This window comes from Streptococcus pseudopneumoniae (assembly GCF_038148955.1).
GTDB lineage: Bacteria > Bacillota > Bacilli > Lactobacillales > Streptococcaceae > Streptococcus > Streptococcus pseudopneumoniae_T.
In genome coordinates this window covers 1-14,787 of record NZ_JBBJZY010000006.1, presented here as the reverse complement: position 1 = coordinate 14,787, position 14,787 = coordinate 1, and the positions used below count along the sequence as shown (strand labels likewise).

15 protein-coding genes, 1 tRNA gene and 1 pseudogene are annotated in these 14,787 nt (G+C 41.3%); 6 read left to right on the top strand and 11 right to left on the bottom strand.

Going from position 1 to position 14,787, the window contains the following annotated elements; genetic code table 11:
- Positions 1-3: 3 nt before the first annotated feature.
- From metA to codY, 6 genes are all read right to left on the bottom strand, one after another.
- The gene (metA, locus tag WKI23_RS03235) at positions 4-948 is read right to left on the bottom strand and encodes a homoserine O-acetyltransferase MetA (RefSeq protein WP_368078933.1); all 945 of its coding nucleotides are present in this window, start codon (positions 946-948) and stop codon (positions 4-6) included.
- Positions 949-1,130: 182 nt separating this feature from the next.
- Positions 1,131-1,643 carry an adenine phosphoribosyltransferase gene (locus tag WKI23_RS03230; RefSeq protein WP_001049318.1) on the bottom strand — a complete coding sequence of 171 codons (513 nt, stop codon included), beginning with the start codon at positions 1,641-1,643 and terminating at the stop codon, positions 1,131-1,133.
- Positions 1,644-1,914: 271 nt separating this feature from the next.
- Positions 1,915-3,045: an ABC transporter ATP-binding protein gene (locus WKI23_RS03225; protein WP_000229952.1), complete on the bottom strand. Its 1,131-nt coding sequence runs from the start codon at positions 3,043-3,045 to the stop codon at positions 1,915-1,917.
- Positions 3,046-3,326: 281 nt separating this feature from the next.
- Positions 3,327-3,412, bottom strand: a tRNA-Leu gene (locus WKI23_RS03220).
- An 81-nt stretch (positions 3,413-3,493) separates the two neighbouring features.
- Complete coding sequence (locus tag WKI23_RS03215; RefSeq protein ID WP_368078932.1) at positions 3,494-4,069, bottom strand: isochorismatase family cysteine hydrolase; 576 nt, start codon at positions 4,067-4,069, stop codon at positions 3,494-3,496.
- On the bottom strand, positions 4,069-4,857 hold the full coding sequence (gene codY / locus WKI23_RS03210; protein ID WP_000940732.1) for a GTP-sensing pleiotropic transcriptional regulator CodY: 789 nt from the start codon (positions 4,855-4,857) through the stop codon (positions 4,069-4,071). Before codY ends, WKI23_RS03215 begins: the two co-directional genes overlap by 1 nt.
- A gap of 201 nt (positions 4,858-5,058) precedes the next feature.
- Between codY and WKI23_RS03205 the strand changes: the two genes are divergently transcribed.
- Positions 5,059-5,184 carry a hypothetical protein gene (locus tag WKI23_RS03205; RefSeq protein WP_368078931.1) on the top strand — a complete coding sequence of 42 codons (126 nt, stop codon included), beginning with the start codon at positions 5,059-5,061 and terminating at the stop codon, positions 5,182-5,184.
- Positions 5,185-5,266: 82 nt separating this feature from the next.
- Here the strand turns inward: WKI23_RS03205 and WKI23_RS03200 are convergent, their stop codons facing one another.
- Complete coding sequence (locus WKI23_RS03200; protein ID WP_166732249.1) at positions 5,267-6,841, bottom strand: DEAD/DEAH box helicase; 1,575 nt, start codon at positions 6,839-6,841, stop codon at positions 5,267-5,269.
- A gap of 197 nt (positions 6,842-7,038) precedes the next feature.
- A complete protein-coding gene (locus WKI23_RS03195) occupies positions 7,039-8,265 on the bottom strand; it encodes an L-lactate MFS transporter (RefSeq protein WP_368078930.1) in 1,227 nt (408 codons plus the stop codon).
- Positions 8,266-8,458: 193 nt separating this feature from the next.
- On the opposite strand from WKI23_RS03195, the gene WKI23_RS03190 reads away from it, so the two are divergent.
- From WKI23_RS03190 to WKI23_RS03170, 5 genes are all read left to right on the top strand, one after another.
- The gene (locus WKI23_RS03190; RefSeq protein WP_368078929.1) at positions 8,459-9,775 is read left to right on the top strand and encodes an FAD-containing oxidoreductase; all 1,317 of its coding nucleotides are present in this window, start codon (positions 8,459-8,461) and stop codon (positions 9,773-9,775) included.
- Between the two features lie 98 nt (positions 9,776-9,873).
- On the top strand, positions 9,874-11,217 hold the full coding sequence (murT, locus tag WKI23_RS03185; protein ID WP_368078928.1) for a lipid II isoglutaminyl synthase subunit MurT: 1,344 nt from the start codon (positions 9,874-9,876) through the stop codon (positions 11,215-11,217).
- A complete protein-coding gene (gene gatD / locus WKI23_RS03180) occupies positions 11,217-11,999 on the top strand; it encodes a lipid II isoglutaminyl synthase subunit GatD (RefSeq protein WP_368078927.1) in 783 nt (260 codons plus the stop codon). The genes murT and gatD overlap by 1 nt, the downstream gene beginning before the upstream one ends.
- A gap of 127 nt (positions 12,000-12,126) precedes the next feature.
- Entirely contained in the window at positions 12,127-13,209 is a 1,083-nt protein-coding gene (locus tag WKI23_RS03175; protein WP_368078926.1) for a Xaa-Pro peptidase family protein, read from the top strand.
- A 111-nt stretch (positions 13,210-13,320) separates the two neighbouring features.
- Positions 13,321-13,545: a hypothetical protein gene (locus tag WKI23_RS03170; protein ID WP_368078925.1), complete on the top strand. Its 225-nt coding sequence runs from the start codon at positions 13,321-13,323 to the stop codon at positions 13,543-13,545.
- Here WKI23_RS03170 and WKI23_RS03165 read toward each other — a convergent pair.
- The 3 genes and pseudogenes from WKI23_RS03165 to WKI23_RS03155 all read right to left on the bottom strand — a co-directional run.
- Positions 13,468-13,929, bottom strand: a complete 462-nt coding sequence (locus WKI23_RS03165) for an ECF transporter S component (RefSeq protein WP_338619897.1) — start codon at positions 13,927-13,929, stop codon at positions 13,468-13,470. The genes WKI23_RS03170 and WKI23_RS03165 overlap by 78 nt on opposite strands.
- Positions 13,916-14,680 (bottom strand): bifunctional hydroxymethylpyrimidine kinase/phosphomethylpyrimidine kinase, encoded by a 765-nt coding sequence (locus tag WKI23_RS03160; protein ID WP_368078924.1) that lies wholly within the window; start codon positions 14,678-14,680, stop codon positions 13,916-13,918. The genes WKI23_RS03165 and WKI23_RS03160 overlap by 14 nt, the downstream gene beginning before the upstream one ends.
- Positions 14,670-14,787: pseudogene (locus WKI23_RS03155) on the bottom strand (tRNA pseudouridine(38-40) synthase TruA); the annotation flags it as partial. The gene WKI23_RS03160 and the pseudogene WKI23_RS03155, both read right to left, overlap by 11 nt.

The following is a 14,787-nucleotide window of genomic DNA, read 5'->3' as shown; positions in this document are numbered from 1 at the left end:
CTCTTATAAATATCCATATGCAGATACATCATCTTCTATCTTTCTCCAGTCAAAAGGTGTTTCCTGATAGACCGCATAGTTCACCCAGTTACTGAAAAAGAGGGCTGCAGATGAAGACCAACAAAGACAAGGTGTCTGATTAACATCATCATCCTTAAAATAATTTTCTGGAATATGAGGAGCTAAACCTGCATCACGATCCCTAAAATACTCTTTTGCCAAGGTATCACGATCATATTCCAAATGCCCAAAACTATAAATTTCACGCAAATCCCGACTAGCCAAAATCGAAACCCCAACCTGAGGTCCCTCTGATAAAATTTCGAGATTGGTCTTATTCAGAATCTCTTCCTTAGAAATCTCCGTATGCCGAGAATGAGGAGCTACGTAGCTATCGTCAAAGCCTCTAAAGAGAAGATGCCCTTCTTTTAAAGTGTCCTGAGGATAGATACCTGATAACTTACTGTCCATCTGGTATTTTTCCACTCCATAGCGCAGATAAAGACCAGCCTGAGCACCCCAACAGATATGAAGGGTCGAATAGACATGGGTCTTAGACCACTCAAGCACCTGGCTAAATTCCTCCCAATAGTCCACTTCCTCAAATGGTAAATGCTCAACTGGAGCACCCGTGATAATCATGCCATCAAAATACTCATCCTTAACTTCAGGAAAGGTTTTATAAAAGGTCTCCATGTGCTCTGAACGAGTTGTCTTAGAACGGTGGCTCTCCATATAGAGAAAATCAATATCCAGTTGCAGGGGTGTATTAGCCAAATGGCGCAACAACTGGGTCTCTGTGACCATTTTTTGTGGCATAAGATTTAAGATTAAAATCTTCAAAGGACGGATATCTTGGTGGGCTGCACGTTGATCATCCATGACAAAGATGTTCTCTGTCCGTAAAATCTCAACAGCTGGTAATTTTTTATCAATTCGAATCGGCATAACCCTCTCCTAACTGTATTCTTTCAGGAATCATTGCATATGTTTGAAGCCAAATCTCAAACACCTAGTCCTTTTATTATACTGCAAGAAGATATAGTTTTCAATTATAGTTTTTCTCTAACTAGCTATAGTCTATTTTTATATCCTAATGTAGAGAAAACAGCCCTAGGGACTGTTTTTCATTAATAATGCATGAGAACTTTGTAATCGTAGTCACCGATTTTTTCACGGCCGTTCAATTCATCCAATTCAACAAGGAAGGCACAACCTGCTACAACACCACCAAGTTTTTCAATCATCTCGATAGTTGCCTTAACAGTTCCACCTGTTGCCAAGAGGTCATCTACGATCAGAACACGTTGACCTGGCTTGATGGCATCCGCATGCATAGTCAAGGTATCAACACCGTACTCTTTTTCATAGTCAGCAGAAATGACTTCGCGTGGCAATTTTCCTGGCTTACGAACAGGCGCAAAACCAATTCCCAACTCAAAGGCAACTGGACAGCCCACGATAAATCCACGAGCCTCAGGCCCTACAATCATGTCAATTTTCTTGTCAGTAGCATACTGAACAATTTCACGAACAGCGTAGCTATAAGCATTTCCATCAGCCATCAAAGGACTGATATCACGGAAGGTGATGCCTTCCTTTGGATAATTTTCAATTGTTGCAATGTAATCTTTTAAATTCATCTTTTTCTTTCTTTCAAAGTTTTTACTCTCTATTATACCATATTTTCTAGTAAAGAAGAAAGAGAAAACAATATTTCATCTGCTAGTCACCCTATAAGTCAAATAAGATGACCATTTTTATTCAAAGGGTATCACAAGATAGATGCATAATATGACTTCCCTAGCAAAAAGGAGAGAAGCATTTCGTTTCTCTCCCTAGATTAACTGATATCTCTCCACTACAATTGATAAAGAGATATCTTTTCTTGTAGTGCTTTAAATTTTATTTATTTTAATAGACTGTTTTTTCAGTTTCTACATCAAAGAAGTGTGCTTTGTTCAAGTCAAATCCAAGTTCAACTGTTGCGCCTGTTTGCAAGTAATCACGAGCATCAACTTTAGCAACAAATTCGTCTTTACCAACTTGGCAGTATAGGTGAGATTCTGAACCAAGCAATTCTGATACAGAGATAGTAGCTTTCACAACTGATTCTGGGAATGTTTCAAGGAAAGCAGGTTCTGCATTCACGTCTTCTGGACGGATACCGAAGATCAATTCTTTACCTTCGTAGCCTTTTTCACGAAGAACTTTCAATGCTCCTTCTGGAACTTTCAAACGGAAACCGTCAGAAACAATTTCGCTACCAACCAATTTCACGTTGATGAAGTTCATAGCTGGGCTTCCGATGAATCCTGCAACGAATTTGTTCACTGGGTTTTTGTAAACTTCTTGAGGAGTACCGATTTGTTCTACACGTCCGATAGTACCTGTACCAGCAGGGTTCTTAGTTGCTGACATGATAACGATACGATCCGCAAGTGTCATCGCTTCTGTTTGGTCGTGAGTTACGTAGATCGTTGTAGCTCCGATACGACGGTGAATTTTAGCGATTTCAGCACGCATAGATACACGAAGTTTTGCATCCAAGTTTGACAAAGGCTCGTCCATCAAGAACACTTTTGCATCACGGACGATGGCACGACCCATGGCAACACGTTGACGTTGACCACCTGAAAGGTCAGCTGGTTTACGTTCCAAAAATTCTTTCAATCCAAGGATTTCAGCTGCTTCTTGAACACGTTTATCGATATCTTCCTTGCTGTATTTACGCAATTTCAAACCGAAAGCCATATTATCGTATACAGTCATGTGTGGGTAAAGAGCGTAGTTTTGGAATACCATGGCGATGTCACGGTCTTTTGGAGCCACGTCGTTGACAACCACACCATCGATAGATGCAGTACCTTCTGTGATGTCTTCAAGACCAGCAATCATACGAAGAGTTGTTGATTTACCACATCCTGAAGGACCTACGAAAACGATAAATTCTTTGTCTTTGATGTCCAAGTTGAAGTCTTCAACTGAGTAGTGTTCGCTGTTTGGATATTTTTTGTAAATATTTTTAAGATTTAATTCTACCATGAGGTGAACTCCTTTTGTCTTTTGATAGTTTTATTATAGATGAAAACGCTTTACATTTCTATGGCAAGGTGACCAAAAAAATTAAAAAGTTCTGTGCACCTTGCACAAAACTTTAGAGAAGATCGGAGAATTTGAAGAAGATAATCTTTATTATTCTTCTATACAAAAGCAGAAACAAGGATTAGTTTTCCCATATTTTCGCTGATTCTACACTACATTTGACTGTATTCTAATTTTTTAGAGAAATACAAAAGAGCTAGCCTAAGCTAACTCTTATCCTATGCGGAGAGAGGGACTTGAACCCTCACGACCTAAAGCGGTCACAGGATCCTTAGTCCTGCGCGTCTGCCAATTCCGCCATCCCCGCGTCGATTACTTTACTAGTATATCAACTTTTGGGATGCTTGTCAACACTTTTTTTCAAAAATTTTCCATTTCATCAACCAAATTACTCTAAAATTTCATTTAGATTTTCATCTACTAACTTAGCTCCAAGTGTATTTTTGAAATGACCTAGGGCAAATTGGTGATTTTCAGGCCAGATTGAAGCAACAGCTGGTTGAACAATCTCGATATTATATCCTAGATTATAGGCATCAATAGCTGTATGCAGAACACAAATATCCGTCAAGACTCCTGTTAAAATAACTGTAGAAATTCGACGCTCTCTCAAACGGATATCTAGGTCAGTCCCTGAAAAAGCTGAGTAATGGCGTTTATCCATCCAAAAGACACGACTGTCTGAACCATGCTCTTGATAAAAGATCCCCAAATCTCCATATAAATTCCGTCCGCTCGTCCCAATCAGATTGTGAGGAGGAAATAGTTTACTTTCTGGATGGAAACAATCATTTTCCTCGTGCGCATCGATGGTAAAGAAGATGTAATCTCCTCTTTCAAAAGCTAATCGAGTCACCTTGCTAATGGCTTCCGAAATAGCTTGAGCTGGAGTTCCTGCTGTCAATTTACCACTATCTGCAACAAAATCTTCTGTATAATCAATCGAAATTAAAGCCTTAGTCATTAGTAATCTCTTTTCTTCACTTCTTCAAAAATATCTGAAATCAAGACCTTAAGATAGGTTCCCTTCATTCCAAGCGAGCGACTTTCAATAATCCCCGCAGATTCAAGTTTACGCAGAGCATTGACAATCACAGAGCGGGTAATTCCGATACGGTCTGCAATTACAGACGCAGTCAACTGCCCTTCATTTCCATTTAATTCCCCTAAAATTGCGGAAACTGCTCGAAGTTCGGAGTAAGAAAGGGTATTAACCGCCATGGTAACAGCAGTACGGCGACGGATATTTTTCTCATCTTCTTCACGCTGGAAGTTTAGGAGTTGAATCCCAACCACGGTACTGGCAATCTCAACAAGAATCAAGTCCTCATCTTCGAATTTTTTATCATTGCGCCAAATAATCAAAGAACCAAGGCGAATCCCCGATACATGAATCGGTGCAATAGTCGTCAAGCCATCTGGAAAATCATCTCTACTCTCAACAGGGAAAATACTCATATCATGCTCAACAGGCAAGTTTGCTTCTGTTTCGTAAATCATATTAGCCCCTTGAACGTAGTCATCTGGGAAAATCTTAGTTTGGAAGAATTGCTCTACGCGATCTGTATTTGTTTTATAACGCATAAAATAGCCAAGCAGACGTCCCTTACTATTGATAATGCAGGCATTGCAATGAATAATATCCGCTAACTGACGCGTAATAGCGTTGTAAGGAAGCTCATCCTGCAACTGCTCCTCTGAGCGCTTCAAAATTGATGTAATCTTTCTTGTTTTTTCTAATAAATGTGCCATTTTTCACCTCGAATTTAATCGCTATCATTATAACATAAAAACGTCTCTTTTTCAATAATTATCTGAAAATTCCTTATTGACTTGCAATTTTTAAAAACCAGAATATTTTTAATTAAATTGTTCCTTTTCTATTGACAAGCTGCCTATTTTTGTGTATCATAACATTATAAAAAGATAATACAACAATTTTATTTATACTCAATGAAAATAAAAGAGCAAACTAGGAAACTAGCCGCAGACTGCCCAAAGCACTGCTTTGAGGTTGCAGATAGAACTGACGAAGTCAGTAACATATACATACGGCAAGGCGACGTTGACGAGGTTTGAAGAGATTTTCGAAGAGTATTATCTTTCTTTTCACATTCGGTCTCCTTATATAAAAAAGCGATTCATTTTGAACCGCTTTTTCTTATTTATCGCCCTTGTTACGAATAACAAAGCCTGTTTGCTTTTCACTTGAAGTATTGCGTGGTTTTTTATTATCCTTACGGTAACGTCTGTCTTTATCAAAACGATCATTGCCACGATTTCCTTTTTTGAAATCATCACGGCGGCCACCACGACGGTTGTCTCCTCTGCGATTATCACGACGGTCATCTCCACGACGACCTCCCTTAGCTTTACCACCGAAGCCATTACCTGATGGTTTAAATGGCAGTGGTTTTTCACGTGCGATCTCCACTTCTGGAAGGCTATCCGGATCTTGAACAGTCAGACTCAAGATATACATTGCCAATTCTTCTGGAGTAAATTCGGCAGCTAGCTTACGAGCATCCTTGCCAAATTTCTCAAAGTTGGCACGAATGGTTTCATCTGCAAAATCACGTTCGATTTTCTTAAGAGCTACGTGTTTTTTTGCTTGGAAGGCTTCTTCTGCACTTGCAGGCTTGAGACCTTTCATGCGTTTCTTAGTCAAGTTTTCAATGATTTGGAGATAGCCCATTTCATTTGGAGCAACAAAAGTAATCGACTGACCTGACTTACCGGCACGACCTGTACGACCGATACGGTGAACATAACTTTCAGGATCTTGTGGAATATCGTAGTTATAGACATGGGTCACACCTGAAATATCCAACCCACGCGCTGCCACGTCTGTCGCAACCAAAACATCAAGATTGCCATTTTTAAAGTCACGAAGGACACGAAGACGTTTGTTTTGGTCTAGGTCTCCATGAATTCCTTCTGCACGGAAGCCACGGATTTTCAAACCACGAGTCAATTCATCCACACGGCGTTTGGTACGACCAAATACGATAGCAAGCTCAGGTTGCTCCACATCCATGAGACGAGTCATGGTGTCAAATTTTTCTTGTTCCTTGACACGGATATAGTACTGGTCAACCAATTCTGTTGTCAATTCCTTAGCAGCAATCTTCACATGCTCAGGTTCTTTCATAAACTGAACACCGATACGTTTGATAGCATCTGGCATAGTTGCTGAGAAAAGAAGAGTTTGACGGTTTTCAGGGACACGAGAAATGATAGCTTCAATGTCTTCAAGGAAGCCCATGTTGAGCATTTCATCCGCTTCGTCAAGGATAAGCGTTTCAATATCTTGTAATTTCAAGGCCTTGCGTTTAATCAAGTCCAAGAGGCGACCTGGAGTTCCCACCACGATATGGGCACCAGATTTAAGAGCCTTAATTTGTTTTTCAATGCTCGATCCGCCATATACTGAACGGACTTTAACTCCCTTGCTACGACCAAAACGGAACAATTCCTCTTGACTTTGGACAGCTAGTTCACGTGTTGGAGCGATGACCAAGGCTTGGATAGTCGCTTCTTCTGTACGGATTTTTTCAAGGGTAGGCAAGCCAAAGGCTGCAGTTTTTCCTGTACCAGTCTGAGCTTGACCGATAACGTCCTTGCCTTCAAGAGCCAAGGGAATAGTTTGTTCTTGGATCGGACTGGCTTCTACAAAACCAGCTTTTTCAATCTCTGCTAGCAAATCAGCAGACAAGTTTAATTCATTAAATTTCACGTTATTCTTCTTTCTAAAGGTGGTGCGAAGCCACCCTATAGGGCTTAGTTTATACTTTTCTTTTTATGACGTATTTTCATATACTGGATACAAAATCGTGTTGCTTCTTTTCCACAAAAGAAAAGTACTGTTTTCTTTGCAACTTATCTAGTATAACACAAGACCAGAGCAAAAGATAGCCCCATTTCTACAGAAAATCATGTAAGCGGTTTTTGGCTTTCCTTTTTGATGGAACGACCTAGATAATAAGACAAAGCCAAGGCGATACTATATAAAATGATAAAAACGAACAAGGTTTGTGTGTAAGAATGAGCCATTTTATAAGTCTCTGCTAATAAAATAGGTCCTGCTAAACCAGCCATTGCCCAAGCTGTTAAAATATAACCATGCAGAGCGGCCAATTCCTTGGTTCCAAAAATATCACTGAGATAAGCTGGAATCAATGAAAAACCAGCTCCATAGCAAGTCATCAAAATAGACATAGCGACTACAAATAAAACGGAATCTGTAAAGATCCAAAGTGAAAGAGAAAAGAAAAGATTGACAAGCAGTAATATACTAAAGGTTAGAGGGCGACCGATATAGTCAGACAAACTCGCCCAGAGCAAGCGACCAAATCCATTGAAAATCCCCAAAACACCCACCATTACTGCTGCATGACTTGTAGACAAGCCAGCCATCTCCTGTGCCATTGGCGATGCCGCTGAAATTAAGCCTAAACCACAAGCTATGTTGATAAAGAAAATAATCCAAAGTATATAAAACCGATTGCTTTTTAGAGCCTGATTTGCAGTCATCCCTTGCGTCAGAGAGGCTGTTTTTTCTTTCCCTGAAGCAGATAAAATTGCAAGCTCTTGCTCATTTGGACGCTTAATGAATTGTGAAGCTAGGAGCATGATAATAAAGTAACTTGCACCTAAAATATAAAAAGTTTCTACAAGCCCTACCCCTGCGATGAGATGTTGCGCTATGGGACTAGTCAATAAAGAAGCAAAACCAAACCCCATAATCGCTAAACCTGTTGCGAGACCACGTTTATCAGGAAACCATTTTATAATCGTTGACACAGGGGTAATATAGCCGGCTCCCAAACCAAGCCCACCTAAAATGCCATAAGCCAGATACAACAACCACAGCTCCTGACGGTCTATTGCAAATCCTGTTAAGATATTTCCACCTGCGTATAGAAAGGCAGATAGACTCCCCATGACTCTCGGACCAAATTTTTCTACCAAACGCCCCATAAATGCAGCCGATAAGCCCAAACAAAAGATTGCTAGACTAAAGGCGAAGGCAACAGAAGCCTGATCCCATCCCGTTTTTTCAATAATAGGGTTGCGATAAACACTCCAAGCATAAGTCGAACCCAGCATTAAGTGTAAAATGACCCCAGAAAAGGCAATAATATAGCGATTCGATTTCATAAAACCTCCTATTTTCGAACATTTATTCTATCTTATATAAAAATAGATAGGATTTTAGTTTATCAAGCTTGTCAAAAAATTACTAGTTTTTTGTCTGGAAAGCGTTTTTATCTTTTTCTGTCTTTTCCGTAGCAGAAGTGTGCAAAAGTTTTTTTCTTGTGCTAGAATGAAAATCGAAATAGGAGGAAGATAAATGTTAACATACGATTTAATTGTTATTGGATTTGGTAAAGCTGGTAAAACACTAGCTGGTAAATTAGCTTCAGCTGGCAAAAAAGTTGCCCTCGTTGAACGTAGCAAAGCTATGTATGGTGGAACTTGTATCAACATCGGTTGTATCCCAACTAAAACCTTGCTAGTTGCTGCTGAGAAGGGCTTGTCTTTTGAAGAAGTCATTGCTACCAAAAACACGATCACTGGTCGCCTCAACGGTAAAAACTATGCGACTGTTGCCCGTACAGGCGTAGATATTTTTGATGCGGAAGCTCACTTCCTTTCAAATAAAGTCATCGAAATCCAAGCTGGTGATGAAAAGAAAGAACTGACTGCTGAAACAATCGTCATCAACACTGGTGCTGTTTCAAACGTCTTGCCAATCCCTGGACTTGCTACAAGTAAAAACGTCTTTGACTCAACAGGTATCCAAAACTTGGACAAGTTGCCTGAAAAACTTGGAGTCCTTGGTGGCGGAAATATCGGTCTTGAATTTGCTGGCCTTTACAACAAACTTGGAAGCAAGGTCACAGTCCTAGATGCCTTGGATACTTTCCTACCTCGTGCAGAACCTTCCATCGCAGCTCTTGCTAAACAATATATGGAAGAAGACGGTATTGAATTGCTTCAAAACATCCGTACTACTGAAATTAAAAACGACGGTGACCAAGTGCTCCTCGTGACTGAAAACGAAACTTACCGTTTCGACGCCCTTCTCTACGCAACTGGACGCAAACCAAATGTAGAACCACTTCAACTTGAAAATACAGATATTGAACTAACTGAACGCGGCGCTATTAAAGTAGACAAACATTGTCAAACAAACGTTCCTGGTGTCTTTGCAGTTGGAGACGTCAACGGTGGCCTTCAATTTACTTACATTTCACTTGATGACTTCCGTGTTGTCTACAGCTACCTTGCTGGAGATGGCAGCTACACTCTTGAAGACCGTCTCAATGTACCAAACACCATGTTTATCACACCTGCACTTTCACAAGTTGGTTTGACTGAAAGCCAAGCAGCTGATTTGAAACTTCCATACGCTGTTAAGGAAATCCCTGTTGCAGCAATGCCTCGTGGTCACGTAAACGGAGACCTTCGTGGAGCCTTCAAAGCTGTTGTCAATACTGAAACAAAAGAAATTCTTGGTGCAAGCATCTTCTCAGAAGGTTCTCAAGAAATCATCAACATCATTACTGTTGCTATGGACAACAAGATTCCTTACACTTACTTCACAAAACAAATCTTCACTCACCCAACCTTGGCTGAGAACTTGAATGACTTGTTTGCGATTTAAGTTGAAATTTCATCGTATCGAACAGCCCTCTCTGGGCTGTTTTTACTTCTGCGAAACACCAAATCTGTCTTTTCCCTCTTTTGTGATATAATAGAAACATGAACTTAAAAACTACTTTGGGCCTTCTTGCTGGGCGTTCTTCCCACTTCGTTTTAAGCCGTCTTGGCCGTGGAAGTACGCTCCCAGGGAAACTTGCCCTTCAATTTGATAAAGATATTTTACAAAACCTAGCTAAGAACTACGAGATTGTCGTGGTCACTGGAACAAATGGAAAAACCCTGACAACTGCCCTGACTGTCGGCATTTTAAAAGAGGTTTATGGTCAGGTTCTGACCAATCCAAGCGGTGCCAACATGATCACAGGGATTGCGACAACCTTCTTAACAGCCAAATCGTCTAAAACTGGGAAAAACATTGCCGTCCTAGAAATCGACGAAGCCAGTCTATCTCGTATCTGTGACTATATCCAGCCTAGTCTCTTTGTCATCACCAATATCTTCCGTGACCAGATGGACCGTTTCGGTGAAATCTATACTACCTATAACATGATATTGGATGCCATTCGGAAAGTTCCAACTGCCACTGTTCTTCTCAATGGTGACAGCCCACTTTTCTACAAGCCAACTATTCCAAATCCTGTAGAGTATTTTGGTTTTGACTTGGAAAAAGGACCAGCCAAACTGGCTCACTACAATACCGAAGGGATTCTCTGCCCTGACTGTCAAGGCATCCTCAAATATGAGCACAATACCTATGCAAACTTGGGTGCCTATATCTGTGAAGGTTGTGGATGTAAACGTCCTAATCTCGACTATCGCTTGACAGAACTGGTTGAGTTGACCAACAATCATTCTCGCTTTGTCATTGACGGCCAAGAATACGGTATCCAAATCGGTGGACTCTACAATATCTACAACGCCCTAGCTGCGGTTGCCATCGCCCGTTTCCTCGGTGCCGATTCACAACTCATCAAGCAAGGATTTGACAAGAGCCGTGCAGTCTTTGGACGCCAAGAAACCTTCCATATCGGGGACAAGGAATGTACCCTCGTCTTGATTAAAAATCCAGTCGGTGCGACCCAAGCTATCGAAATGATCAAACTAGCTCCTTATCCATTTAGCCTATCTGTCCTCCTCAATGCCAACTACGCAGACGGTATTGATACCAGCTGGATTTGGGATGCTGACTTTGAACAAATCACGGACATGGACATTCCTGAAATCAACGCTGGCGGTGTTCGTCATTCTGAAATCGCTCGTCGTCTACGAGTAACAGGCTATCCAGCTGAGAAAATCACTGAAACAAGTAGTCTGGAACAAGTTCTTAAGACCATTGAGAATCAAGATTGCAAGCATGCCTATATCCTAGCTACCTATACTGCCATGCTTGAATTCCGTGAACTGCTGGCTAGTCGTCAGATTGTTAGAAAGGAGATGAACTAATGGTTTATACTTCACTTTCCTCAAAAGCTGGCAATTACCCTTATCAGCTCAACATTGCCCACCTCTACGGAAACCTCATGAATACCTACGGGGACAATGGAAACATCCTCATGCTCAAGTATGTGGCTGAAAAGCTGGGAGCCCATGTGACGGTTGACATCGTTTCACTTCATGATGATTTTGATGAAAATCACTACGACATCGCCTTTTTCGGTGGCGGTCAAGACTTTGAACAAAGTATTATTGCAGACGACCTACCTTCTAAAAAAGAGAGCATTGACAACTTCATCCAAAACGACGGTGTGGTTCTGGCTATCTGCGGTGGTTTCCAACTATTGGGCCAATATTATATTGAAGCTTCAGGTAAACGTATCGAAGGGCTCGGTGTCATGGGCCACTACACCCTCAACCAGACCAATAACCGCTTTATCGGGGACATCAAGATTCACAATGAAGATTTCGATGAAACCTACTATGGTTTTGAAAATCATCAAGGCCGTACCTTCCTTTCTGATGACCAAAAACCGCTGGGACAGGTTGTCTATGGAAATGGAAACAACGAAGAAAAGGTCGGCGAAGGGGTTCATTATAAGAATGTCTTTGGTTCCTACTTCCACGGACCTATCCTCTCTCGTAATGCCAATCTGGCTTATCGCCTAGTCACTACTGCCCTCAAGAAGAAATATGGTCAGGACATCCAACTCCCTGCCTATGAGGACATTCTCAGCCAAGAAATCGCTGAAGAATACAGCGATGTCAAAAGCAAGGCTGACTTTACTTAAACCAAGGAAAACTCTATCAAAGAACTCTGCTATCTTACCGGAGTTCTTTTTGTCTTTTCTTTTACCCTTCTCTCTTGCATTTTCTCTCTTTTTTTGCCAAAATAGAGGGGTAGAAAGAAGGTAGCATATGTCTAAATTACAACAAATCGTAACATATCTTGAATCAGAAAAACTAGACGTCGCTGTCGTATCTGACCCCGTCACAATCAATTACCTCACTGGCTTTTACAGTGATCCCCATGAACGCCAAATGTTCCTTTTTATCCTAGCGGATCAAGAACCCCTCCTCTTTGTCCCAGCCCTTGAAGTCGAGCGTGCAAGCAGCACTGTCTCTTTCCCAGTTGTGGGCTATGTGGATTCTGAAAATCCATGGCAAAAAATGAAACATGCCCTTCCACAGCTTGATTTCAAACGTGTCGCTGTTGAGTTTGACAATCTCATCTTGACCAAATACCATGGCTTGAAAACAGTCTTTGAAACTGCTGAGTTTGAAAACCTCACTCCTCGTATCCAACGCATGCGCCTCATCAAATCAGCTGATGAAGTACAAAAAATGATGGTTGCAGGTCTCTATGCGGACAAGGCTGTTAAGGTTGGTTTTGACAATATTTCTCTTGATAAGACGGAGACAGATATCATCGCCCAAATTGACTTTGCTATGAAGCGTGAAGGTTATGAAATGAGTTTTGATACCATGGTCTTGACTGGTGATAATGCTGCAAATCCACACGGTATTCCAGCAGCAAACAAAGTTGAAAATAACGCCCTTCTCCTCTTTGACCTTGGTGTTCTCGTCAACGGCTATGCGTCAGATATGACTCGTACGGTCGCTGTCGGCAAACCAGACCAATTCAAGAAAGATATTTACAACTTGACACTTGAAGCCCAACAAGCTGCTCTTGACTTTATCAAGCCGGGTGTGACTGCCCATGAAGTGGACCGTGCTGCCCGTGAGGTCATCGAAAAAGCTGGTTACGGCGAGTACTTCAACCACCGTCTTGGTCACGGTATAGGTATGGATGTCCACGAATTCCCATCTATCATGGAAGGAAACGACATGATCATCGAAGAAGGCATGTGCTTCTCTGTTGAACCAGGTATCTATATCCCTGGTAAGGTCGGTGTCCGTATTGAAGACTGTGGTGTTGTTACCAAGGATGGCTTTGACCTCTTTACAAGCACCAGCAAAGACTTGCTTTATTTTGATTAATATTCTTCGAAAATCTTCCCACAATAAAACGCATAGTATCAAGTTTTCAACACCTGATACTATGCGTTTTTTCTGATTTTTAAGACTTTTGCCTCAGCCTCTTTATACTCAATGAAAATCAAAGTACAAACTAGGAAGCTAGCCGCAGGTTGCTCAAAACACTGTTTTGAGGTTGTAGATAAGACTGATGAAATCAGTCACCATATCTACGGCAAGGTGAAGCTGACGTGGTTTAAAGAGACTTTCTCCACAGCCTCTTTACTTAATCTTCTTGATACTTTGACTAAGAATAAATCCTACAATCATCCCTACCATATTTTGCATGAAATTTGGTAAAATTTCTGGTAGGGCTGCAGCCCAGCCATTCATCAATGTAGAACCCAAGGCGTAACCCCCTACCATGGCAATCGTTGCTAAGATAAGGCCTAACCACTGAGTTTTTCCTTTAAATCCTGCGAAAAATCCCTGTAAACCATGGTTGACCAAGCTAAAGAACATCCATTGAGGGTAGCCTGATAAGAGGTCAATCAAGAAACCTGCTAGTCCTCCGACTACAGCCCCTTCACGACTACCAAAGTAGAAGGCCGTAAAGAAGACACCCGCATCTAAAAGAGTTAGAATGCCTGTCGGTGTTGGAATTTTTAAGAAATAGCCTAGAACCACAGAAAGGGCGGTTAATAGGGATACAATGGCAATTTTAGTTGTTTTAGTTTGCTTCATATTGTCTTACTCCATACTGATCTGCTTGTACAATGGCACGATAAACGAAAGCCTTAGAGCTTTCTACTGCTGGCAAAAGTTCATCACCTTTAACCAAGTGACTGGCAATGCTGGAGGCAAAGGTACAACCTGCGCCAGCATTTTGCCCTTGGATAACAGGATTTTCTAGGACTGTAAAGGTTTGTCCATCATAAAAGACATCCACAGCCTTATCCTGACTAAGGCGATTGCCTCCCTTGATAATGACTGCTGGCGCTCCTAATTCATGCAATTTCTGTGCTGCAGTTTTCATATCTTCAAGGGTTTTAATCTCTTGATCTGCTAATAATTCTGCTTCTGGGAGGTTAGGCGTAATCACGCTGACATGAGGGAAAAAGCGAATCAGCTCTTGGCAGAGTTCACTGACAGCCACGTCGTGCGTTTCCTTGCAGACCAAGACTGGATCCAATACCACAGGCACTCCTGGACGTTGCTTGATAAAGTCCAAGGCTTTCTCAGCTACACTAACAGTTGGTAAAAGACCAATCTTAATCCCTGCAAATTCCACATCACGCAAACTATCTAATTCATATTTAAAAATGGCATCGTCAGTTGGAAAGACTTCAAATCCCTTCTCTGTCAAGGCTGTCAAACAAGTCACTGCTACAAAGCCATGCAAGCCGTTCAAGGTATAGGTAGCCAAATCAGCTGACAAACCACCACCACTAAAAATATCATTTCCAGAAAGTGCTAAAATACGATTATTCTTCATAACGAATCTCCTTTAAATACAAGCCATTTGGTGCTGCCGTTGGACCTGCTAACTGCCTGTCCTTCTTCTCTAAAATCAAGTCAATCTGCTCTACTGGCATGCGATTA